Source organism: Chryseobacterium taiwanense, assembly GCF_000813825.1.
Lineage (GTDB): Bacteria > Bacteroidota > Bacteroidia > Flavobacteriales > Weeksellaceae > Chryseobacterium > Chryseobacterium taiwanense.
This window is the reverse complement of sequence record NZ_JWTA01000016.1, coordinates 39,589-63,817: the sequence shown is the minus strand read 5'-3', so window position 1 is coordinate 63,817 and position 24,229 is coordinate 39,589. Positions and strand designations below refer to the sequence as shown.

The window sequence follows — 24,229 nt, the reverse complement described above, 5'->3', positions numbered from 1 at the left end:
ACAGCTTTATAATATATGTTAATATTAAATTTTATCCGTTGCTCATTTCTGTGTACTGGTAAATCAAGAAGCTGAAATAATCCCATTCCACGGAGTTTTTAGGGAATTTTTTCATGAATTCTGCATTGTCTCCGAAAAGAAAATCGTAATTATCTTCAAAATCATCTTTGTGAAGCCACATTACTTTATCTCCTTTTTTTACATAATAAGATTTGATAACTCCACCACCTAATTGAGGAGATCCCATCACAGAAAATCCTGTAGTTTCCTTTGCAAAAGGATCGTGGTAAACAGTGATACTTTCATTAAAGTCGGGATTGATAACCTGCATTAGAAAACTTTTGCTCTCTTTCTTGTTTTTCAAAGAAACAGTTTGGTTTTCAAAAGGAATAACATCATCTGTAGTAGATTTTTTATATTTTTTAGTACTATAATTTCTGATGTTTGAAATGAACTTTGTTGCTTTCGCCGATTTCTCAGTTTCAGTTGCGTACAAATACATTTCGGCAATATCTTTAGCCTCAAGTTTTACAGGTTTTCCTGTCTCAGCATCTTCAATAGTAATTGAAAGTATTTGACCTTTCTGTTTTACCCATGATTTCGCATAACCTTGATATTCGTTGTTATCCTTTAATATAATGGTAGATATCTTTTTTTGTGATGCAGTATTGAACCCTTCATTAAAAAGGTATTGCTCCATCTTTTTGATCTCTTCTTTAGAGTATTTTACTTTCTGTGCGAAAGAAGCGGTGCTTACAAGAAACAATGCAAGCAACATGGTTTTAAGTTTCATATGGGTATTAATTTTTTATTTTGGCGGTAAAAATAGCAAATTAAATGACTTATTCTGAGAAAAATATGACGTTGAAAAATTAGTTTTTCCAATTATTGTTAAATGTGTAATTTTAAGACAAAATTTAGAGAATGATATACGGTGTAGATGTTTTCAGTTTCCATGATGTTTTGGAAATCTGTAAAGCTCCAAATAAAGCTAAACTGAACAAGGCTGCAAAAGACCAAATTTTGAAATCCCAGAAAAATGTTCAGAAGATTGTAGATTCAGATCGTTGTGTGTATGGGATCAATACAGGATTTGGCCCTCTTTGTGATACGAAAATTTCTGCTGATGAAACAGCGCAGTTACAATATAATCTGATTATCTCTCATGCGGTAGGTGTTGGGAAACCAATTGATAAAGAACTTTCAAAAATTATGATTATTGCTAAAGTTCATGCTTTATCAAAAGGATTTTCGGGAGTTTCTTTAGAGGTGATTGAGAGAATGATTCTGATGTTGGAGAAAGACATTATTCCGGTTGTTCCTGAGCAAGGTTCGGTGGGAGCTTCGGGAGATTTAGCGCCTTTATCACACCTTGTTTTACCTCTTTTGGGATTAGGAAAAGTTTGGGTAGGAAATGAGATCTTTGAAACGGCTGAAGTGCTAGAGAAAAATAATCTTGAGCCATTAACTTTAGGTCCGAAAGAAGGATTGGGATTAATCAACGGAACTCAGTTTATTCTTGCTCATGCTATAAAAGGTTTAGAAAAATTTGAATATTTATTAGATCTTGCTGATATGACGGCTGCAATGAGTCTTGAAGCGTACAGAGGTTCCGCAAGTCCGTTTAAAAAAGAACTCCACGAAATAAGACCGTTTGAAGGAAGTAAAAAGGTGGCTGCAAGAATGCTAAAGTTCCTGAAAGGTTCTGAAAATATGAAAGCTCATGAAGATTGTGAAAGAGTTCAGGATCCGTATTCAATGAGATGTGTTCCTCAGGTTCATGGTGCTAGTAGAAATTCTTTTGAACATCTGAAAATGATGGCAGAAACGGAATTAAACTCTGTAACGGATAATCCAATTGTTTTAAGCGCTGAGGAATCTATTTCAGGAGGAAACTTCCACGGTCAGCTGATGGCTTTACCATTAGATTATGCAACGTTGGCTGCTGCTGAATTAGGAAATATTTCAGACAGAAGAAGTTATTTATTATTGGAAGGAAAATATGGTTTGCCAAGATTGTTGACGGAAAGCTCGGGCTTAAATTCAGGATTCATGATTCCTCAGTATACTTCTGCAGCGTTGGTAACTGAAAATAAAACATTGTGTTTCCCTGCTTCTGCAGATTCTATTCCGACAAGTTTAGGACAGGAAGATCACGTTTCTATGGGAAGTATTTCCGGAAGAAAATTCAATCAGGTTTTAGGAAACTTGGTGAATATTTTATCGGTGGAATTAATGTTTGCAGCACAGGGATTAGAATTCAGAAGACCTGCAAAATGCTCAAAAATCATTGAAGAAAACTATGCCATTCTTCGTTCAAAAGTTGCTAAGCTTGAAGATGACCGATTGATCGGACAGGATATGTTAGCGATTGCAGAATTGATTAATGAAAGAAAATTTGTAGTAAACTAATTATCCAATAAGATGAAAAAAGTTTTTTGCATAACAATGATTGTATTTGGGGTATTCTCTTATTCTCAGGCAAAACAGGAGAAAGTAAGAGAATTACTTTCTTTGAGTGGTGCTTTTCCGGTTACAAAACAAGCCGAAAAGAATTTGATCGCTAATTACAAGAAAAAATATAATACTGTTCCTGATTCAGCTTGGGAACCTATTGAAAAGAAAGTGAATATTGACGATCTTATCAATGAAGTTGTTGGAATTTACGGAAGCAAGTTTACTGAAAAAGAAATTGATCAGTTGCTTATTTTTTATAAATCAGAGATAGGAAAGAAGGTCATTCAAAATACACCAAGTATTATGACTGAAATTCAGACAGCGACAAGTAATTGGGCTCAGAAAGTTACTGAAACAATTAATGGAGATTTAGAAAAGATGGGGTATTTACAATCACCTCCGCCAACTAAGTCAGGTCCACCTGCTCCTATGCAAAAATAAAAGAGATCAAAGCTTCCAGAAATGGGAGCTTTTTTACTATGTTAGAGAAAATAAAGAGGTTGTAAAAGCTTTAGAAAGATCTTAAATAATTAATTTTGTTAAGAAAAAATAACTCAATGGTAATTAAAAGAATAGACTCTTCCAATTCAGATTTTCAGTATTTAGTGCAATTTTTAGATCAGGATTTAGCAATTCGTGATGGAGATGAACATGCATTTTATCATCAGTTTAATTCAATTGATCAGCTAAAAAACTGTGTTCTTTTTTATGTTCATGAAAAACCGGTTGCTTGCGGAGCATTCAAAAAATTTGAAGACGATACCGTAGAAATCAAAAGAATGTTTGTATTGCCTGAATATAGAGGAAACGGGTACGCATCAAAAGTACTTGCTGAACTTGAAATCTGGGCAAAAAATGAAGGCTTTACATATGGTGTACTGGAAACCGGGCTTAAACAGCCGGAAGCAATTGCATTATATGAGAAAAATGGCTACAATCTTATTCCTAATTATGGACAATATATCGGTGTTGAGAATAGTGTTTGTTATAAAAAGGAATTATAATTCATAGGGTTATGTGTTATTTTCAGCATAATAAAATTAATGGTAAATTAAAATTCAACTATTTGTAATTCAATGTAAAGTGATATCTTGGTTAGACCAATCAAATATTATTTTATATGAAAAAAAATGTCTTTTATCTATTCTTATTGTTTTTTGTTTTCACTGCTTGTAGCAGAGAAGATCTTCAAAACAATCCCGAAAACATTGAGGTTGCTCAGAAAGATCCTTTGACGGCCAAACAAATCAATGAAAAAATTAATGAGACCATTAAAACGAAAGGAAGGTTCTTCTGGAACGAATCTTCTGATCATTTCGTGTGGAGCGCTATTTTTCAGGGAAATAAAATTGCTTCTATAGGATTCGGATCTTCTTTTGACAGAAGTTTAACGCAGGATAATAAAGCAATTGAGGAAGAAATCTTAAAAGTAATTGAACAGTATGAAGGAAAAACAGAAAGAACACTGTTGTCTTCAGATCAATACTTAAATCAAATTGATGTTACAATAGAAAAGCAGGAAACGGTAATTGCCCTTAGAAAAATGAAAAATATCCGTTATCTGGAACCTGCAGATTATCGTTATTTTGAAAATGAACAAAAATATGGAGCAACAGGAAAATCAAGTGGTTCATCAGGATGCGGATTTGAATCAACCACTTTAAGTACTTCAGATTATACAACAGTGACACCCAATGCAAAAGCGCCTTGGTCTTTCACCAAACACAATATCATCAATGCTTGGAGCTACAGTACAGGAGCCGGAATTACCATCGGTGTCATTGACAGCGGAGTTTCTCCCGAACAAACTTTATTGGGAAGCAGTTTCAATAACGGATTTTCATCAGGAAGAACCATCAGCAAAAATGGAGTTTATGTAGATTCGGTTTGGCCATGGAGTACAGGTTACGACGGTTCTGCGGATAAATGTGGTCACGGAACAAGTATGGCTTCGGCCATAGCTTCTCCAAGAAATAATCAAGGACAGCCGGTTGGAGTAGCTTATAATGCTAATCTGGTAACGTACAGAGCTGCTTCAAATGTTGTGTTGGATGGGTACCACGAACAGAACGGAGTAAAGATTGCCTTTACCGAACTAGGAAATAATACCAGTGTTAAAATCATTTCAATGTCGATGGGACATATTTTCTCTGTAGGGAAAATTGAAGATGGAGTAAAATATGCATATTCAAAAGGAAAATTGATTTTCTGTGCTGGAGGAACTTCTACAAGCTTCACGAATTTTGTGGGGGTAATTTTCCCGGCATGGATGTCTGAAACACAAGCGGTCACTGGTGTAAAAGAAAATACTTCTAATCAAAAATGTGATGTATGCCATTCAGGAGCAGAAATTGATTTTACGTATCAGATGGAAAGAGCTTCAGGAAACAGTATTCCCGTGTTGAGTTATTACAATGGGCAAACCGATTATGTGGGAGGTTCTTCTGTGGCAACAGCTTCTACGGCAGGAGTTGCAGCTTTAGTTTGGGCTAAAAATCCTTCTTGGACTAGAGATCAGGTTTTGAATAAAATGAGACAATCTGCAACGTATTACCCAACGCCAAACTCAGATTACGGATACGGAAATATCAATGTTTTACAGGCTGTACAATAAAATCTTAAGCTAAAAAATATATATAGGCGGAAATATTTCAAATTAATCCCCCAACTGATAATCTAAAGGAAGCATATTTTCAATTTTATTTTTGGTAAAATCACCTTCAGCAATCAGTAAATCGGGAGTTGAGATATTTCCGTCTTTTGAAACTTCAAAAGTTTCATCTTCAGGATGTAGGAACGATGATATAACAACAGGAATGGTACTTTTTATAAATTCTTTTCCTTTCAGTTCATAATAATACTTCGGATAATTTACCTGAAGCATATCCTTAAAACTGAAAAAAACGTTGTCCCCATTTCTTTTCACGTAATCGGAATCTGGAATCATCGTTTTTGTGATGGCTAGAGCGTAAGGTTTTTGACTGTTTTTTCGGTGTGAAATATCACTAATCTCCTCCGGAATTTTAAGAATTGCTTTTGAAGCTCGGGACATTTCTGCGAAGTTTTTCAGGATATTCAGCTCTTCTTCTGTAGGATATTTCGGATTAGGAACCTGAACGACATGATTGACCACGAACTTATCTTCTGAAATTTTATTGTTGTAGATACTTCTGAAAAAATGAAGCATACTCCCATCGTAAGCATTCATTCTGTTGAGCTTTACTTTATCAGAGTTTTTGGTTTCCTTGAAAAAGCTTGTCCCTGTGTAATTCACCATATTAGAATTGAAATCTGCAGAAAAGTTCATGAGATTATATTCTATCTCGTATCCCAGGTTTTTATTTTCGATAATTAAAGTTTTCGGAGCCTTTACCTTTAATGTTTTATTCTTTTTATCGTAGGCAAATTTTAAAGATCTTTGATTCTTAATTTTTACATTTTCTTTATCATTCCCAATGAAGCTATTAAGGAAATAACCGATGTAATTTTTGTACGCTTCTTCAGTATAGGGAATGATTCTTACTTCTTCAATTGTGTTGGTTTTGAGTAAAACAACTTTTAATTTTTTATTTAAAACTTCCGAAATAGGGGTGGCAAAAGTTTCATAATCTTCTTTCTGAAAAATAATACTCCCGATATTTTTAGCAGGTAAGTTCAGACTGAAGCTTCCGTCTTCTTTAGAAGTGGTCCCGATTTTTGTACCATCAATATAAATGGAAACATTGGCGATTTTTTGTTCCGCATCGTTCACTACCGTTCCTTGGATCATTTGAGCAATTGACAAGGAGAACGGAAACAGAAATAAAAAAAGTAATGCTGTTTTTTTCATGGTAAACAATATTACTAAATTTTTAGTGATAAAAAAATAGGGGAGGACAAGTTGTTATCCAATTCTCACACTCGTCATGCTGAGAGAACCTCCAATCAATTCATCATTAAATAAGGTTAAATTTTCAGATTTATCTTTCAATCCTAATGTATAAATCAAAGGAAAATAATGATCTGGAGTTGGAACGGCATATTGCAACGAAGTTCCCTGCTTTTGATAATCAATGATATTCTGGAAATTTCCGTCCAAAAGCCAGTTGTTGGTTTTTTCACGGGCTTCAATCGCCCAATCCCAACCAGCTCCGACTGTATTGATATTTCTCCAGTCAATCAGTCTAAGGTTGTGAACAATATTTCCGCTTCCAATAATTAAAATTCCCTTTTCACGAAGTTTGTTAAGCCTTTTTGCTAAATCAAAATGATATTGAGACGGTTTGGTATAATCAATACTCATCTGAATCACGGGAATGTCTGCATTAGGATACATATGTTTAATGACCGACCATGCTCCATGATCTAATCCCCAATTATGATCTTCTTCTACCATGACAGGAGCCAATAATTCTGCGGTCTCTTTTGCCAATTCAGGATCTCCGGGAGCAGGATACTGAACATCAAATAATGCTTGTGGAAAACCACCAAAATCATGGATGGTTCTTGGCATATCCATCGCAGTTACTTTCGTTCCTTGTGTAAACCAGTGTGCAGAAATACATAAAATTGCATTCGGTTTCGGAATTTCAGTGGCTGCTTTTCTGAAACCTTGTACAAACTGATTTTCTTCAATGGCGTTCATCGGTGAGCCGTGTCCTAAAAAAAGAACAGGCATTCTTTGGGTATTACCAAAGTTTTTGCTTATGTTTTGTAAATCGTTTAGGTTCATTTTTATTGATTGTATAAAAAGACAAAAGGTTCAAGGCTTTAGAAAAATCCCCGAACCTTTTAAGATATTTGTTAAAAATTATGCTTGTTTTACGAACTGTAATTCACCTGCTAATTTTACCTCATCACTTACCATTACACCTCCTGCTTCAAGAGCTGCATTCCAGTTCAGTCCGAAATCTTTTCTGTTGATTTTTCCTTCAAAAGAAAATCCTGCTTTTGTATTTCCCCACGGGTCAACATTGATTCCGTTGAAATCTACGTCAAGACTTACAGGTTTTGTAATTCCGTTGATGGTAAGGTTTCCTGTAACGCTTCCGTTCAAAGCCTGAGAGTCGAAAGTGATTGTAGGATTTGCTTCAGCATTAAAGAACTCTGCAGATTTTAAGTGATTATCTCTGTCTGTATTGTGTGTAGAAATAGACGCTGTCTGAATCGTTGCAGTTGTTTTTGCATTAGCGAAAGTATCATCGTCAGCTTCGATTTCTGCATTGAAGCTTGTGAAGTTTCCTTTAATATTAGAAATCATCATGTGTTTTACTTTGAAAGTAATTTCACTATGCGCTGGGTCTAGGTTCCATTTTGTTGCCATTGTAATACTGTTTTTATTTTGTTATTTATAATGCAAATTTATATCAAGAGACAGACACAAGTCATTGATTTAGGATAAGAAATGAGATAAGTTTTTATTTTTTAACTGCATCATCCATTATTTATCATTTGACGACGTTGTCATTTCAACGATAGGAGAAATCTAATGTATGATCAACAGATTCTTCATTTCATTAAGAATGACAAGCACGTAATGATTACAAAAAGACGGACAATCATGTTTATGTAAAACTCACTATTAAGGTAAGAAATAAATTCTATTCATTACGTTATTATAGTATTATAATCTTTTATTTTAACGTCTTTTAACGAGTGAGTTTTATTTCTTATTTTTGGTGGATTCAATTTTTTACAATGAAATTACATAAGTTTTCTTTATTGATGCTGGTTTTGGGAAGCTCGGCATTTGCACAGACCCAAAAATTTACGATGGCGGAAGCAGTGAATGGCTTAAGAAGCAATCTTGCAGTGAAAAATATTTCTCAGTTTTCGTGGTCGAATGACGGGAAATCATACATTCAGGCAGTGAAAGGCGGATATTTAATCACAGATTTAAAAACAAACAAGCAAGATACGTTGGTGTCTTTGTCTCAGTTAAATAAAAATCTGGAGAACAATAAATTAAAAGCGGTTCCTCAGATTAAATTCATTAACAATTCTAATGGATATTTCAATTCCAATGATCAGATGGTTTGGGTTGAAAAATCAGGCAGTGACTGGAAAGTAAAAAATGCTGTTGCCATAGAAAAAGAGGCTTCAAATATCAAAATCTTTGGAGATAATAAAACTTTTGCATTTACAGTAAAGAACAACTTATTTATTAATAAGGATGGGAAAACAATCGCTGTAACGAATGATGCTAATGAAAACATTCTGAATGGTGCTTCCAATGTTCACAGAAACGAATTTGGAATTGATACCGGAATTTTCCCGGCACCGAATTCAGAAAGTGTAGCATTCTACAGAATGGATCAGACTATGGTTGCAGATTATCCAATCATCGACTGGTCTGTAACTCCGGCTGTCAATCACAATATTAAATATCCTATGGCGGGACAGACTTCACATCAGGTAACATTGGGTGTGTATAATATCAAAACCCAGTCAACAACTTTCTTAAATATTGAAGGTGAAAAAGATCAATATTTAACAGCTGTTACATGGAGTCCTGATTCAAAATATATTTTTGTTGGGGTATTGAATAGAGGTCAGAATCATATGAAAATGAATCAGTATGATGCGGCTACCGGAAATTTAGTAAAAACGTTATTTGAAGAAACAAACGATAAATATGTTGAACCACAACATCCGTTGACATTCTTCCCGAATTCTAATACAGATTTTATCTGGCAGAGTCAGAGAACAGGATACAATCACTTATTCCATTATAGTTTAGAAAAAGGATTAGTTGCTCAGATTACAAAAGGAGATTGGTTGGTAACTGATATTTTAGGTTTTAATGAAGATAAAAAAGAAATTTATTTTACATCTACGAAAGAAACTCCTTTGGAAAAACATTTATACAGAATTAACTGGGCGAATTTCAAAATGCAGAGAATGGATAATGCGGAAGGAGTTCACTCAGGAATTTTGAGTAGCGATGGAAATTATTTATATGACTCTTACAGTAATGCAACTACACCAAGAGTTGTAAATGTTATTAATACAACGACCTTAAAATCAAATAACCTTCTTACTGCTGAGAATACACTGAAAAATTATCAGAGACCAGAGATCAAAAGTGTCAACTTCAAAGCTGATGATGGTACGCTTTTGTATGGAAAGATGATTCTTCCGACAGACTTTGATGAGACTAAAAAATATCCGGTAATTGTTTATTTGTACAATGGACCACACTTACAGTTGATCACCAATACATTCCCAGCTTCTGGAAATCTTTGGTACGAATATATGGCGCAAAACGGATATATCATTTTCACGATGGATGGAAGAGGTTCTTCCAACAGAGGATTGAAGTTTGAGCAAGCAGTATTCAGAAACTTAGGAACAACGGAAATGAAAGACCAAATGAAGGGAGTGGAATATTTAACATCACTACCTTATGTAGATTCTCAAAGAATGGGAATCCACGGATGGAGCTTTGGAGGATTTATGACCACAAGTTTCATGCTTCGTATGCCGGATGTTTTCAAAGTAGGAGTTGCAGGAGGACCTGTAATCGACTGGAGTATGTATGAAATCATGTACGGAGAAAGATATATGGATACTCCACAAGAGAATCCTCAAGGATATGCAAAAGCAAATCTTTTGGATAAAGTTCAGAATTTAAGAGGTAAATTATTAATGATTCACGGTGCGCAGGATGATGTTGTGGTTTGGCAACATTCCATTAAATTCATCAAGGCTGCAGTGGACAACGGAGTTCAGCTAGATTATTTTGCTTATCCGGGACATCCGCACAATGTAATCGGAAAAGATAGAGTACATCTAATGCAGAAAATTACAGATTATTTTGATCAGAATTTAAAGAAATAAATACTTAAAATCCAACCGATGAGGTTGGATTTTTTGTTGAGAAGAATCTTAATCCCGAAGTTTGTCATTTCGTAGGAATCTAAGCAAAGCATTTTAAAACTAAATCTAGATTCCTACGGAATGACAGTATTTTGTAGATTTAAAAATCAATATCCGTTCTTATCAAAGATCAATGCATCTGAGTGATAAGAAGTCTATTTTTGTATATCTAAAATCAACAATATGGAATTAGGAATAGGAATGTTTGGAGATCTTTCACTAGATCAGACAACCGGAAAATATAGAGACGCAGGAGTAAAAATTCGTGAAATCCTAGATCAGGTAAAATTCATGGATGAGGTTGGAATAGATGTTTTTGCAATGGGAGAACATCACCGTCCCGATTACGCGGTTTCATCACCGGAAATTGTGTTGGCAGCAGCAGCAAGTATTACAAAAAATATAAGATTAGCGAGTGGTGTTACGGTTTTAAGTTCATCTGAGCCTGTAAAAGTATACGAAGACTTTTCAACCTTAGATTTGATTTCTGACGGTCGTGCAGAAATTTTTGTGGGAAGAGGAAGCTTTATAGAATCTTTTCCATTGTATGGGTATTCTTTGAATGACTATGAAGAACTTTTTGATGAAAAATTAGAATTACTCTTAAAAATAAATTCTGAAGAAAACGTTTCGTGGTCAGGAAAGCTACGTGCACCAATGCAAAACCAGACGGTTTATCCTAGAGCAAAAAATGATGGAAAAGTATCGATCTGGAGAGCAGTTGGAGGAACTCCTCAATCTGTTTTGAGTGCGGCGCAATTAGGAATGCCTTTAGTGGTTGCCATTATTGGCGGAATGCCTGTTCAGTTTAGAAATTTAATTGAATTTTATAAACAGGAATATAAAAAAGCGGGTCATGATGTAGATAAAATGCAGATTGCCATTCATTCACATACTTTTGTGAGTGATGATCAAAAAGTGGTGGATGGATATTTCCATAATTATAAATCTCAAATGGACAGAATTGGTGCTTCCAGAGGTTGGGCTCCTTATACAAAAATGCAGTATGATGGAGGAAGAAGTAAAGACGGAGCATTATTTATCGGAAGTGCTGCTGAAGTAGCGGATAAAATAGCTTACATGAAAGAGATCTTCGGAATTACAAGATTTATCGGTCATATGGATGTGGGAGATCCTTCACACGACATTATGATGAAATCCATCGAATTGTTTGGAAATGAAGTAAAACCTGTCATTCAGAATTTATAAAAATAGACCGCCGCTGAAAATTTCAACGGCGGTTTTCTTTAAAAAAAACAGTAATAATATTTAAAATGAAAAAATATTAAAGAGTAGAATAGTTGGCAATAGCAACCTGTGGATGGAAAGCAAACATGAACGTTTCAAAATTTTCACCCGAAGTATTCTTACTTAAAAGATATTTGTTGTCTAGAATATCGATCAATAGTAATTCAGGAGTATAAAAGGTGATGCCTATTTTATGTTTTGAAGAATCTTCAACGTTGGAACTGATGAGGTCGAGTTTAAAACTTTCGATAGGAAAAAAAGTATTTCCCAAAACATCCGGAAGACTTTTGATTTCACCATTTAGCTGAGCGATATAATTGGCTGCCGATGCACTCAGTAAAAACGGAATTCTTTCTGCATGAGGATTTTTTGCCAAAAGCTCCCAATAGTTTTTGACAGGATTTTCTTTATCATCAAAAACCTGATGCTGAACTTTATATTCAAAGAAAGTATCTTCAAAAATATACTTGTCCCAAATCATGGTGGAATTTTGGTCGATTACAATCCGAAATGCCAGTTTTATTTTCGCCTTCATGAGTTAGAATTTTAAATAAACAGGGCAGTTTTTTATGACCACCCTGACTCTTAAACAAAATGATATGAATTATCTAATACTAAAAAAGTATTAATGAACAAGAACTTTAAGGTTCTCTATAAATGTTCCTTTTGAATTGTCAATAGTAATTTTTGCTACATACATTCCTGATTTTAGCTGATTTCTGCTCATTTTTATTTCCTGTTTTCCGGCAGTAAGATGTTGATGATCTATCACTCCGAAAACCTTTCTTCCACTTGCATCAAATAAATCTATGCTTACTGTCGATCTCTCATCTAGGATAATTGGAAAGACAGTTTCCTCACGGAAAGGGTTGGGATAATTTTGTTTCACTTGAAAATTTTTGGAATTTGAAGTTTCTTGTGTTCCAAGAACGGCTCCTGCAACATATATCGTATGAGTCAACGTATAGCCTCCCGATAAAGAACCCGTTACGGTGCTCATTTCGTTACTTGTTCCGTCAGAAAATACATTGTCGGTACTGTTATACGTATATCCGGTCATTCCTTTGGTATATCCGTAAGAAGTACCATTCACATTTACATCATATACAGCGCTGCTTGTTCCTTCCGGAAATGCAATCTGAGTAACCAAAAGAGAAGTTCCGTCAGCTTTGTAGATATGAACGTGAATATGCGTTGCTCTGCTTTGGTACCATCCCGGGAAAATACTGGTAAAAGTGACCAAACCATTGGCATCAGTTGTTTGTCTGCCACGAAGGAAATGATAATTCGTGTAATTTGCCGATTGCATGGAAGTTCCTCCGTATTCAGAATAATTTCCATCTTTATCGCAATGCCAAACATCTACTAAAACACCTTGATACGCCGCACAGTTACCGTTGGTATTTTTGATATAAATATTCATGGTAAAAGCTACTCCTGTTCTGTCGCTTACAATATTACTTTGTACAAGACTCGATGGAGTATGAGTGGGAAAAGGGCCTTCTGTTTCTGAATTCGTAACCGAGCAGCTTAATGTATTTTTTAATGTGTCAGTTACAGCTTGTTCTTCTGAAAAGATTTCCGATCGAAGAAGGCTGGGAACGGCAATGGCAACACCTGCCAATCCTAGGGAATTTCTTAAAAAGTTTTTTCTGTCCATTATATTTTTGTTTTTTCTTGAGACTAAATTTCTAAGAAAATTAAAAGCGCATTTTCACTCAACGCTTCAAATTCTAACGTTTCAATTTCCGAAAGAAGAATGGCATCCCGTACTTCCAAAAGTCTGTTCTGAAATTCAAATGCACCATTAATCAACATTCCGAAAATAGAGTTGTTCTTTCCGTGTAAAGAATATTTCTGTTCTTTTCTTCCGTCATAAATACCTATAAAATTTGGAATCTTTAGATTTTGGGAAATGGGATGCAGTATATTTTTTTTGTGTAAGTTTAAATCTTCAATTGCAAAAGAGTTTTCAGAATTTCTGTTTTTCAATTCCAAAACCAGAACATCTGCTTTCTCCTCGGCAAGATTATTTTTAATGGTCACTATACCATTGTCAGTCGATTGCAAGGTGAAAATTTGTTCTGAAGAAATCGGTTTTTCAAAATCATTAATTAAAATCTCTCCATACAGAACAATGATCAGAAGATTTGTTTTTTCTTGATGGGCTAATTCATAACTTCCATTCTCTGGTAAAACAATTTCTACAGCTTTTTTCAGTTTTAATGATTCTTCACCGGAAAAGAATTCATTTACGGCACAAGAGTTCTCTTTTTTCCAAACTGAAAAATCAGATTTAAATATTCTTGATGGGCTTTGAACTAACATAATTTTCAGGTTTTAAAATTTCCACATAGCACAGATAAATACATTGCTTTTGATTTTAACACTCACTCTTAGCTTCTACTCATATGAACCTGTGCTTTTGTGGAAACGACTAATATTAATAACCTCTCTTTTTTATTTTAAGCCGAAACTTTTATGGTATGCGTCAGAGCAAAACCTCCGCTTACGCTTCCTGAAATACTGGACATTTCATTGGAGGTTCCGTCACTGAACACGTTATCATTCGAATTATAAGTATAACCGCTCATTCCTTTATACCCTGTACTTGCTGCAACCAAGGCAACGGCACTGTCAGTTCCTTCCGGAAACGCTATTTGAGTAACCAAAAGCGATTGTCCTGAAGCATTGTAAACATGTACATGAATATGAGTGGCTCTGCCGCTGTACCAACCCGGAAAAATTGAAGTAAAGTTCACTTGTCCGTTGGCATCCGTAGTCTGTCTTCCTCTCAGAAAATGAACTGATGTATAATTGGTAGACTGCATTGAAGTTCCTCCATATTCAGAATAATTTCCGTCTTTGTCGCAATGCCAAATATCTACAATCGCACCTTGTAAATTAGCACAACTGGCATTTACATTTTGAACAGTGATTACAATCGTAAAAGCCACACCAGTCCTGTCACTCACAATATTGCTTTGAACTAAGCTTGATGGTGATTTTGTAGGAAACGGTCCTTCAGTTTCAGAATTGGTTACAGAGCATCCTGTTGAAGATGAACCGGAACTAGAGCTTGATCCCGAAGTTGTAGTAGATGAATCCAAAATATCATCGTCACTTCCACAGTGGATTAAAATAGGGGCTGCAACTGCTGTCACACCTGCTAAACCCAGATTTTTCAAAAATCCTTTTCTTGACATCGTTTTCATAATACGGGTTTTTTAAGGTTAATACTTTACATCAATCAGGATGAATATTCATCTGCTTGAATTTCTTGTATCAAATGTATTTTCAAAAAACGATCTCTGAAAATTTATGAGGTAAACGATGTAAATGTGTCGGTAAATTTGATTTTTAAATGAAAAATTAGAATGAAATCTTTTTATTTGTTCAGAATTTTCATCACCGTATCTTTATAAGTTTCTCCGATAGGAATAATAAATTCTCCGATATGGATATTACGGTTGACAATGGTTTTAATATTGTTTACAGGAACAATGTATGAACGATGGACACGAACAAAGTCCTTTTCAGAAAGTTTTTCCAGAATACTTTTCATAGAAGAGCGAGCGATGATTTTTGAATGATCAGTTAAATGAATCTGAATGTAATCATCCAAACCTTCGATCAGAAGAATGTCGTTGAAATTAATTTTATGGAGTTTATAATCAGCACGAATAGAAAGATAGGTTACCTCATCAGTTTCCGTATTGATCTTTACTTTTTCTACAGCTGCCTTAAATCTTTCAAAAGAAAAAGGTTTCAACAGATAATCTATCGCATTAATACTGAACGCATCTACAGCATATTCAGAATAAGCTGTTGTGAAGATTACCTTTGTGTTTTGAGAAATATTTTTATAAAAATCCATGCCGTTTTTAGAAGGCATTTCTATATCTAAAAAGATAAGATCTACAGGAAATTTGTTAAGGTATTTTTGGGCATCACTCTGGATATTGAACGTTTTTTCAAGGGAAAGGTTTTCAATTTTTCCGGCATAATTCTCAATGATTTTTAAAGCAAGAATTTCGTCGTCCAAAGCAATGGCTCTTATCATACTAAATTAATTTTTAAATCTACTTCAAAAGTTTTTCCCGTATTATTCATGTGCAGAGAGTGTTTCTCGGCATAAATTTGCTGTAAATGCTCCATTGTGTTTTTTAAACCAATTTTTAAGCTCTCTTCATCCGTAATATTTTGATTCACAATATTATTAAAAACCTGGAAATGTAACATCTCTTCCTGAATGATGATCTTTAAGGATATCTTTGAATTCTCTGCTGCATTAAAGCCATATTTAAAAGCATTTTCAATGAAATTAACCAAAATAAATGGAGCAATTTGCAATCCTTTTTTCTCCCCAATTTCAGTATAAGAAAAGTCTAAGCTGCTGTCTGTTCTCACCAACTGTAAAGCGATATAATCTTTCAGATAATCAATTTCCTTATCAAGCTCTACAAAATCTTTACTGCTTTCCTGAACAACATACCGCATGACATTCGAAAGCTTTAAAATTCCGTTGGGGGCATCATCAGATTTTAATAATGCTAAAGAATAAATAGAGTTTAAAATATTAAATAAAAAATGAGGCTGAAGCTGATATTTCAGATTAAGGAGTTCTGCTTTGGCTTTAGAACGCTCAAGTTCCTTTTTCTCAATATTTCTAAAAATAAAAAGTGAAGATAAAAAAGAGAAAAGAAAGGGTAGGACAGAAGAAAAGATCATCTGTCGGTAAGATGCATAGTTTCTGGGTCCAAAATTTTCAAACGGAGGCTTTCTTTCCCTCGGTGGAGGCGGAAAATGATCATGAGGATGCATTTGTGGCGGTCGCATCTCCATATGGGAAGGTTGACCCGAAAGAATGTTTTCGGAGCTTAGATAATTAGGAATAAAAACCATAATTCCGAAGCAGAGCAAAATACAGATCGTAAAAGGGAGATACTTTTTTTTGCTGTAAAATTTGGGCAGGAAAATATTAAGATTCAGGTAAAAAAAGATAATAACCAGCACAAAACGGATAAACTCTCTCTGAAACGGAGATACTTTAAAAACCGATAACGTCCCGTCAAAATCCGGTGAAGAAACTATCGGAATTGTTAGCAGTAAAGGGATCAGAATGATATGTGGCCAAATCTTTTTCACAGGCAATAATTAACGGTTATCCAATTGGTTTTTGTAATCGTTTAAAAGCGTAGCCAATTTTTTTGCAGACATTCCGTAAGTATCGGGAAATGCACCTTGTCTGGACTTCATTTTAGAAATTCTTAAAAAATTTTCATCAATGTTGAACATCACCACCTTGTTTAGAAAAATCTGTTTTGTGGTAAAGTCACTTATCACCTGCCACGGAATGAATGTTGTTCTGAAAAGGTTTTTCATCTCAAGACCTCTTTCGTCAATCTTCAAATAAGACGTATTAGGAATCAGATTAATTGAGAAAACAAGTAAACTGATGCCGAATAGGAAAATAGTCAGAATGGCAACCCACAGATTTTTTTCAATCAGTGCAATTCCCATACACATAAATGCGATGCTTATAAGTACTAGGATGATATTTTTTACTTTTCCGGGTCTTAAAGTGACAGGTAAATTTTGCATGGTAGATTTTAATAATTCAAATGTATAAAAAAGAAGTTTAAATAGCGGAATATTAAAATTAACCACAAAAGGCACATTAATGATAAATTTTGAATGTATTATACAAATCTTTTGTGCCTTTTGTGGTTAAATTATATTTTTCCTGCTTTCTGAAAACCTCTTACATCAGCTCAATTAAACTTCCGCGTTCCTCATCTTTTCGGATATTCAGTGCAACAGGAATTTTTTCTTTCAGCTCTTCTACGTGAGAGATAATTCCCACGACTCTGTTTTCCTTCTGAAGATTCATTAAGGTTTCAAAGACAATATTCACCGATTCCAGGTCCTGAGTTCCGAATCCTTCGTCGATGAAAAAGAAATTGGATTCGGACTGTGCATTACTCTGTACACTTTCCGCCAAAGCCAGTGCAAGACTCAGAGAAACCTGGAAAGCTTGTCCTCCCGAAAGCGTTTTTACACTTCGGCTTCTGCCTTCATTCAGGTAATCGATAATTTCAAAATCGTTGTTTTCATTCAGTTGCAGACTCAGTTGATTTCTCGTCATTCGATGGAAACGCACATTGGCGTGGTCACATAATTGTCGTAGATAAATCGATGAAACATACTGCACAAAACCGGCTCCTTTAAAGAGATTCGTCATGATCTTCAGATTTTCCGCGCGCTTTTGAAGCTGTGCTAAATTCTTTAAAAGATTCTCTTTCTTCTTAAATTCTTTTTCCAGTCGTTCAATTTCCGTAGAGATTCTTACCACCGAATTATTGGCAGTTTTTAAATCATTCTCATAAGATTTGAATTGCTGTTCAACTGCTGTAAATTCCTCTTCATTGAAAGAAAAATCTTTCAGTTTTGCTTCAAGTTCAAGAATACTGTTCTTTAACGTTTCAAATTGAATTCTGAACTGCTGAATGGTATTTCTTGTTTCCTGAACGTTAATTTTCTGGATAAGAATTTGACTAACCTCATCCAAAGTATTGAATTGCTGTTCTGACAAAGCTTTTTCAATTAGATCTTTATTATCAGCAACTTCTTTCTCCAGTTCCGAAATTCTTTTTTCCAGTTGGGAAACTATCGTTTTCTGTTCAGCGAGTTTTGGAGAAATTTCTTTTTCCTCTTTTATAAGCTGCTGATAATTCTGCTCAGTTGCAAGGTTGGATTGGGAAAGCTGAGTGAAAATTTCGTCAACTTCTAAAATTGTTTTTTTCTCGTAATCAATCCACAGTAAAGCTTTTAGATTTGCTTCATTTGTTTTGATCTGTTCTCCTTTTTTGGCCTCATCAAGCCTGAATTTCTCTAATGCTTTATTATAATTGTCGAGATTTTCCCTTTCCTTATCAAGATTTTTTTGTTCCAGACCAATTTGCTGATTCAGTTCATCCATCTGCTTTTCAATCGAAAAAGACTGTTGGCGTTTCTCTTCAAAATCACCCGGATTTTCAGCATCGAACTCCTTCCAGCTAAAGCTTTTGATGTGTTCCTCAAGCGTATTCTTAATCAGTTGTAAATTTTCTTCTTCCGATTTCAGTTGTTCCTCAAAGATCTTCTTTCGGTCAAGAATTTTTTCAATTTCTAAAGACTGCTTTTGGAGGTTTTCTTTCTTAATTTCAATGTTCCCAATCTGCTTCTGGATTTCGTTTAATTCCGAATTCACATCATCAAATTCTACAATATTCGGATGCTCTAAAGCCCCACAAAGCGGGCATGATTCTCCGTCATGCAGTTCATTGGCAAAATGCGCCAGTTTTTGCTGAACTTCAAGATGATTTCTTTTGTCTGAAAGTTCTTTTCTCTGCTGCTCTAAAGCTTCTGTCTGAATCTTAAAATCATTTTTGAACGTTTCAATATTGATTTTAAAAGGTCGTAGCTCTTCAGATATTTTTACAGTTTCAGCTTTCTTTACATTGATTTTTTCAATTTGCAGTTGAAGGGTTTCAGACAACTTTTTTCTTTCTAGGAACCAGTTTCCTACCTGTAAGAGTAAATTGGAGTCCAGTTTTTTTGGTTTTAAAAGCTCAGTACTTTTTGAAAGTTCCTCAATCTTTTGCTGAATTGATTTTTGCTGGGCCTCAACTTCTTTTACTTTCTTCGAACCTTTTTCAGTCCGTTCCTTCAATATTTCAATTTCTTCTGAGAATTTCAGCATTTGAAGGATTAAGTTCAAATCATTCTCCTGAACTTTAGATTCGGGTAAAGCATCATATTTAGGCTGAATGACAATCAGTTTATGTTTGATATTTTCAGCTTGAATTTCAGTTTGCTGTAAAGTTTTGGAATGATCTTCTTTATTTTTCTGTTGATCCGAGATTTCTTTTTCAAGCTTATTCTTTTCAGAAATTAAGGGCGTAAACACTCTGAAAGTCCGGTCGTAAGTTTCGGTTTGGGTAGCTAAAAGGTCAATTTTTGCCTTTTGTAGAGTCAGTTGTTCAAAATTTGTTTTTTTCTGACGTAAAAGTTCTACCTCATCTTTGAGGCTTTTCAGTTTTGAATATTTTTCTTCAGTTTCTTTGAATATTTTTTGCGTGTCCTCAAACCTTTGCTGCTCAACTTTTAAAAGTTCTTTTTGAGCAGAAATCTGTTCTTCATTCACTTCCTCAAAACCTTTAAGCTGACCTTCCAGCTGATCGAGCTCCGATCTGTTTTTAATATTTAAGGTTGAAACATTATTCTGAAGATCAAAACGCTGAAGACTGAAGATTTCCTTCATCATATTCGTACGTTCCGTAGCTCCGAGTTCCAGAAATTCTTTGAACTGACCTTGCGGAATAATAATCGTACGTTTAAAATTGGCATAACTTAATCCGATCAGCTCCTCAGAATTGGAATGTTCTAATGGAATCCAGTTTTCGTTTTTCCATTCGTAAAATACCACATTGGAGGTTTTTACATCTTCAAAATTTTTAGAATTACGTCTGAATTCTCTTGTGGCGCGGTATTTTTTATTTTCATAATTAATAAAATCAAACTCGATATAAGACCTGTTTGATTTCAGATTCATCATATTATAGGTACGCTTGTCTCTTGCATTTAGTCGTTCGGTTTCACCATAAAGGGCAAACGAAATCGCTTCCAGGATTGAAGATTTTCCGGAACCGACTGAGCCGAAGATCCCGAAAAGACCTGCTTCCGTAAGGTTTCGGAAATCGATTTTCTGAGGTTCCTGATAAGAATAAAGGCCTTCTAAAGTAAGTTGAATAGGAATCATTTTCTACGGATTAAGAATTTCGTTAAACAAATTGATGAGGTCTTCATTAGCATCCTGTCCGCCATTTTTAGATTTAAAATAATCCCTGAATAAAGTATGGATATCCTGATTGAGATTGATATCTGCAAGACTGTTTTCATCCGTTTCCTGATTTTTCACTTTAGGGATAAGATAGATAATTCCGCTATGAGACTGATACAGGAGTTTTCTTTCTTCAGCTTTTAAATACGTTTCGCTTTCTAAAGTAAGCTCTACCAGTGAATTTTGATTTTCATTCAGCCATTCTACGGCAGTTTCCACACTTTGAAACGTTTTTCTTACCAATGGTTTTCCGTTTTTTAAAGCAATTTTTTCATAAGAAACCGGCTGATTAGGTTCAGCATGAATGATCGATACATATTTTTGTTGTCCTGCTTCACTGAAACTGTAACACAATGGAGAAGATGAATAAACAACAGGTTTTTCCTCAGTTCCGATATTTTTAAAACCATGAAGATGCCCCAAAGCGGTATATTGAATTTGATCAGGAATAATATCCGAAAAAACAAGATCAGCATTTCCAATTTTTATAGGCTTTTCTCCTTCCGGTTCATCAAGAAGAGGTGCTCCTTTTTTATTCATGTACAAATGGGTCATCAATAGATTGATCCCGTTTTCATCACAAAATTCATCCGCCGTTTCCTTCCAGTGATTGGCCAATATATTGTTCAGTTCAGCTTCTTTATTCTCTCCAAAATATTCTTTTAGAAGGATCTCGTTCGCATAAGGAGTGTGAAGTAAGCGTACCGGAAAAGAGTGTCCTTTGAGTTCCAACTCTAGAAATCCTGCTGCTGATTTTGAAATTTTAAAATCTTCCAAGGCAAAAGGACTAATTTTTGCTTTGGGATAGCCAATCAGGATAATTCCGCATTCCCGTGCCAAAGGATCCGGTGCGTCGATAAAGCTCGGTGAATCATGATTTCCGGAAATAGCAATGACAGGACGTTTCCCATTATTTGAAAGTCTTTTTAATGTTTTATAAAAAAGCTCAACAGCTTCGGTTGAAGGATTGAAATTATCAAATAAATCTCCGGCGATCAGAACCAGATCAACGTTGTGTTCATCAGCAATTTCTACCATTTCATTCATGATCAGAACCTGTTCTTCCAATCTCGAAAAACGGTCGAGACGTTTCCCCAAATGCCAGTCAGCGGTGTGTAGGATTTTCATATTTTATTATCGTCTTCTCTTGCTTTAAAGTCTTCCCGAATCTGTTTTAAACGTGCTTTTCTTTCTGCCTCTGCATTTTGTATCTTACGTTTTTTATTGTCGATTTTCTTTTTGTGCAATTTTCTATTGGCATCTGTGTTTCTACTCATTTTAACTGGTTTTGGATGAATGGTAAAAATGGAATATATACCCTCCGCAATTTCATAGGGTAAATGTAAGAAACTAAAAAGGCAAAGTGAAATTTCCGATTGAAAATGTTATTCGCTATTTTTGGAAAAAACTAATTTTATGAAAAAAAATTTAGCTGTACTTTTTATTTTGTTTGGAGTTTTATTTAATGCTCAAAATCTGGAAAAACTTTCGAAAGAAATTAATGATGAAGGAATTGCTTTGTACCGAAGTGAAATGGCGAGTTGGTATGGAACAGATGTTTTTACTGCTAATTACGAAAAAAGAGAAAACATAGGAGGATATTTTTCATACATCGATAATAATGTTCCGAAGTGCATTTTTTTCTCAAAAGATCAAAAAGTAATCGGGACCATTTCATTTCCTACAAATTATAATCCAAAGGATGCCAATCTTGATTTGAAAGAAAGGGATTTTACTCCAATAGAAACAGAATATTTTACGATCCGACAGAATGCTTTAAAAAGAATTCAGAACGATACGATCTTTAAAGTGTATAAAAATACAAGCCTTAATCTTGTTCCGCTTATTAAGAATAAGGTAAAAAAAGTGTACGTTCTTACGGGGCCTTCTGTAAGTAATGTTGTTGTATTTGGAAATGACTATCTGATTACTTTTGATAACAAAAATGAGGTGAAGAATGTTGAGAAACTTCATAATAGTTTGATCGCTCAAAATATTAATGATGAAAAAGTAGGGAAAACAATTAGTGGAGCACATACCCATATTTTAGAAAATTGGCTAGCAATTACTCCTACAGATATCTGTACATTGATGTTGTATCAGAAATTTACAGAATGGGGAAGTTATTTTACTACTTCTAAAAAATATACAAGCATTTGGAATTCAAATAATAATCTTGCGATTATGAAAACGGAAGATTTTAAAAAGATGAATGAGAATATTAAAAAAGGTAAAGAAGAGGAAAAAGAGAAAAATGAAAATGTAAAAGAATAATAGATGGAACAACAATCAAAAGATCCACTGCACGGAAAAAGACTCGATGCTATTCTTGAAGAACTGGTAGAATATTATAATGGCTTTGAAAAACTGGGTGAACAAATCAATATCAAATGTTTTACAGATAATCCGAGTATCAGTTCATCGTTGAAATTTTTGAGAAAGACACCTTGGGCGAGAACTAAAGTGGAGAGTTTATATCTCTTTGTATTAAGACAGAAAAAAAGAGATAAAGGGAATTAAAATGTGATTGGATTTTTCAGAATATTTTATCAGAATCAATCATTTCAAAAAGACTATATTTGTCAAAATTAATCGTGAGGATATCACGAAAAAAAGAAAAAATATGACAATCGAAAACAATCATGTTGTAGCTGTAAAGTACATACTTCACACAATCGAAGAGGACGGAAGCAAAATTCTTGTAGAAGAAACAACAGAAGAAAATCCACTTACATTTTTGTATGGTGTAGGAATGATGATTCCTAAATTTGAAGAGAATATTCTTGGTTTGAAAGCAGGAGATAAAGCAGCTTTTGCAATTCAGCCGGAAGAAGCGTACGGAGAAAGACACGCTGACTCAATTGCGCAATTGCCTCTTGATATGTTCAACGAAGCAGGTGTTCCACCAGTTGGAGCTATTTTACCTTTATCTGACAATCAAGGAAATAATTTCCAAGCAATTGTAGTAGAAGTAACTCCTGAAGCTGTAGTGGCTGATCTTAATCACCCAATGGCAGGGAAGACTTTGGACTTCCAGGTAGAAATTTTAAATACACGTCCTGCAACTGAAGAAGAATTGTCTCACGGTCATGCTCACGGAATTGACGGAAACGAAGCTCACTAAGAGATTCTTTTTTATAATATAATGTCCGGCTTTTTCAGTCGGACATTTTTTTGATAGATATGTAGCTGTCATTCTGAATGTAATGAAGAATCTTTTAATAATGTATAAGATTTCTCCTTTTGTCGAAATGACAGGGGGTAAAAACTTTGTTATGATTTATAATGGATCACCATTTTTATTTTAATCCAAAAATTCTCCACTCACATAAAACCAACGGTTTTGGATCATTTTGAACTGTGACAACTCATGATGAACCTGTTGTTTTCCATCTTCATCCGTATAAAAAGCTTTAAACTCTACTTTATTCATCGAAGGTTTGCTTACGATTTCCAGCTTTGTCCACTCATTGATTTCACCCCATTCCTGCAAATCTTTGGTATTGTGAAATTGCCTTTTGCTGGGAGAAGTAGTTTCCATTAAATATTTTCCATTCGGAATGGCAAATGCGCAAAACCTGGAACGCATCAATGCTTCTGCAGTTGGAGCATTTTTTTCTCCGGTATGATAAGGTTGACAGCAATCTTCGTAAGTTTTTCCTGAGCAGCACGGACAATTCATTTTTTTTGATTTTAAAGCACAAATTTACGCGAATATTTTTTCAGAAGTTCCGGTTTTTATATTCTCCCGCAGATTTTGCAGATAACGCAGATGTTTGTGTT

General features: G+C 34.7%; 24 protein-coding genes. 9 read left to right on the top strand and 15 right to left on the bottom strand.

Going from position 1 to position 24,229, the window contains the following annotated elements; translation table 11 throughout:
- Positions 1-31: 31 nt before the first annotated feature.
- Entirely contained in the window at positions 32-793 is a 762-nt protein-coding gene (locus RM51_RS16630; RefSeq protein ID WP_039372229.1) for a hypothetical protein, read from the bottom strand.
- A gap of 131 nt (positions 794-924) precedes the next feature.
- Here RM51_RS16630 and hutH point away from each other — a divergent pair, with 131 nt between their 5' ends.
- From hutH to RM51_RS16610, 4 genes are all read left to right on the top strand, one after another.
- Complete coding sequence (gene hutH / locus RM51_RS16625; protein WP_039372227.1) at positions 925-2,412, top strand: histidine ammonia-lyase; 1,488 nt, start codon at positions 925-927, stop codon at positions 2,410-2,412.
- 12 nt (positions 2,413-2,424) lie between these two features.
- Positions 2,425-2,898 (top strand): DUF2059 domain-containing protein, encoded by a 474-nt coding sequence (locus tag RM51_RS19200; protein ID WP_084111190.1) that lies wholly within the window; start codon positions 2,425-2,427, stop codon positions 2,896-2,898.
- A 116-nt stretch (positions 2,899-3,014) separates the two neighbouring features.
- Positions 3,015-3,461, top strand: a complete 447-nt coding sequence (locus RM51_RS16615; protein WP_039372225.1) for a GNAT family N-acetyltransferase — start codon at positions 3,015-3,017, stop codon at positions 3,459-3,461.
- 116 nt (positions 3,462-3,577) lie between these two features.
- Entirely contained in the window at positions 3,578-5,071 is a 1,494-nt protein-coding gene (locus RM51_RS16610; protein WP_039372222.1) for a S8 family peptidase, read from the top strand.
- 42 nt (positions 5,072-5,113) lie between these two features.
- On the opposite strand, the gene RM51_RS16605 is transcribed toward RM51_RS16610, so the two are convergent.
- The 3 genes from RM51_RS16605 to RM51_RS16595 form a co-directional block, all read right to left on the bottom strand.
- Entirely contained in the window at positions 5,114-6,286 is a 1,173-nt protein-coding gene (locus RM51_RS16605) for a carboxypeptidase-like regulatory domain-containing protein (protein ID WP_039372220.1), read from the bottom strand.
- Positions 6,287-6,340: 54 nt separating this feature from the next.
- Entirely contained in the window at positions 6,341-7,168 is an 828-nt protein-coding gene (ygiD, locus tag RM51_RS16600) for a 4,5-DOPA-extradiol-dioxygenase (protein ID WP_039372217.1), read from the bottom strand.
- A 78-nt stretch (positions 7,169-7,246) separates the two neighbouring features.
- On the bottom strand, positions 7,247-7,759 hold the full coding sequence (locus tag RM51_RS16595; protein ID WP_039372215.1) for a YceI family protein: 513 nt from the start codon (positions 7,757-7,759) through the stop codon (positions 7,247-7,249).
- Between the two features lie 374 nt (positions 7,760-8,133).
- Here RM51_RS16595 and RM51_RS16590 point away from each other — a divergent pair, with 374 nt between their 5' ends.
- Together RM51_RS16590 and RM51_RS16585 are read left to right on the top strand one after the other, a co-directional pair.
- Positions 8,134-10,275, top strand: a complete 2,142-nt coding sequence (locus tag RM51_RS16590; protein ID WP_039372213.1) for a S9 family peptidase — start codon at positions 8,134-8,136, stop codon at positions 10,273-10,275.
- Positions 10,276-10,497: 222 nt separating this feature from the next.
- On the top strand, positions 10,498-11,523 hold the full coding sequence (locus RM51_RS16585; protein ID WP_039372211.1) for an LLM class flavin-dependent oxidoreductase: 1,026 nt from the start codon (positions 10,498-10,500) through the stop codon (positions 11,521-11,523).
- Between the two features lie 76 nt (positions 11,524-11,599).
- Here RM51_RS16585 and RM51_RS16580 read toward each other — a convergent pair whose 3' ends face one another.
- From RM51_RS16580 to RM51_RS19545, 10 genes are all read right to left on the bottom strand, one after another.
- On the bottom strand, positions 11,600-12,097 hold the full coding sequence (locus tag RM51_RS16580; RefSeq protein ID WP_131667091.1) for a hypothetical protein: 498 nt from the start codon (positions 12,095-12,097) through the stop codon (positions 11,600-11,602).
- A 90-nt stretch (positions 12,098-12,187) separates the two neighbouring features.
- Positions 12,188-13,222, bottom strand: coding sequence for a dioxygenase family protein (locus tag RM51_RS16575; protein WP_165585018.1), 1,035 nt, complete (start codon positions 13,220-13,222; stop codon positions 12,188-12,190).
- 23 nt (positions 13,223-13,245) lie between these two features.
- A complete protein-coding gene (locus tag RM51_RS19195) occupies positions 13,246-13,890 on the bottom strand; it encodes a pirin family protein (protein WP_052248545.1) in 645 nt (214 codons plus the stop codon).
- Positions 13,891-14,027: 137 nt separating this feature from the next.
- Positions 14,028-14,777, bottom strand: a complete 750-nt coding sequence (locus RM51_RS16565; protein ID WP_228375828.1) for a dioxygenase family protein — start codon at positions 14,775-14,777, stop codon at positions 14,028-14,030.
- 173 nt (positions 14,778-14,950) lie between these two features.
- Entirely contained in the window at positions 14,951-15,625 is a 675-nt protein-coding gene (locus RM51_RS16560; RefSeq protein WP_039372207.1) for a LytR/AlgR family response regulator transcription factor, read from the bottom strand.
- The gene (locus RM51_RS19190) at positions 15,622-16,710 is read right to left on the bottom strand and encodes a sensor histidine kinase (RefSeq protein ID WP_131667090.1); all 1,089 of its coding nucleotides are present in this window, start codon (positions 16,708-16,710) and stop codon (positions 15,622-15,624) included. Before RM51_RS19190 ends, RM51_RS16560 begins: the two co-directional genes overlap by 4 nt.
- A 9-nt stretch (positions 16,711-16,719) precedes the next feature.
- Positions 16,720-17,166: a PH domain-containing protein gene (locus RM51_RS16550; protein WP_131667089.1), complete on the bottom strand. Its 447-nt coding sequence runs from the start codon at positions 17,164-17,166 to the stop codon at positions 16,720-16,722.
- A gap of 160 nt (positions 17,167-17,326) precedes the next feature.
- Positions 17,327-20,365: an AAA family ATPase gene (locus RM51_RS16545; protein WP_039372202.1), complete on the bottom strand. Its 3,039-nt coding sequence runs from the start codon at positions 20,363-20,365 to the stop codon at positions 17,327-17,329.
- A gap of 3 nt (positions 20,366-20,368) precedes the next feature.
- The gene (locus RM51_RS16540) at positions 20,369-21,574 is read right to left on the bottom strand and encodes a metallophosphoesterase family protein (RefSeq protein ID WP_039372200.1); all 1,206 of its coding nucleotides are present in this window, start codon (positions 21,572-21,574) and stop codon (positions 20,369-20,371) included.
- Entirely contained in the window at positions 21,571-21,723 is a 153-nt protein-coding gene (locus RM51_RS19545; protein WP_165585017.1) for a hypothetical protein, read from the bottom strand. Before RM51_RS19545 ends, RM51_RS16540 begins: the two co-directional genes overlap by 4 nt.
- Before the next feature lie 139 nt (positions 21,724-21,862).
- On the opposite strand from RM51_RS19545, the gene RM51_RS16535 reads away from it, so the two are divergent.
- The 3 genes from RM51_RS16535 to RM51_RS16525 all read left to right on the top strand — a co-directional run bounded on the left by RM51_RS16535 (position 21,863) and on the right by RM51_RS16525 (position 23,570).
- The gene (locus RM51_RS16535; protein ID WP_052248543.1) at positions 21,863-22,720 is read left to right on the top strand and encodes a hypothetical protein; all 858 of its coding nucleotides are present in this window, start codon (positions 21,863-21,865) and stop codon (positions 22,718-22,720) included.
- Positions 22,721-22,723: 3 nt separating this feature from the next.
- Positions 22,724-22,966, top strand: coding sequence for a VF530 family protein (locus RM51_RS16530; protein WP_039372198.1), 243 nt, complete (start codon positions 22,724-22,726; stop codon positions 22,964-22,966).
- Between the two features lie 103 nt (positions 22,967-23,069).
- On the top strand, positions 23,070-23,570 hold the full coding sequence (locus RM51_RS16525) for an FKBP-type peptidyl-prolyl cis-trans isomerase (RefSeq protein WP_039372249.1): 501 nt from the start codon (positions 23,070-23,072) through the stop codon (positions 23,568-23,570).
- Between the two features lie 180 nt (positions 23,571-23,750).
- Here the strand turns inward: RM51_RS16525 and RM51_RS16520 are convergent, their stop codons facing one another.
- Positions 23,751-24,128: a YchJ family protein gene (locus tag RM51_RS16520; RefSeq protein WP_039372194.1), complete on the bottom strand. Its 378-nt coding sequence runs from the start codon at positions 24,126-24,128 to the stop codon at positions 23,751-23,753.
- Positions 24,129-24,229: the final 101 nt, after the last annotated feature.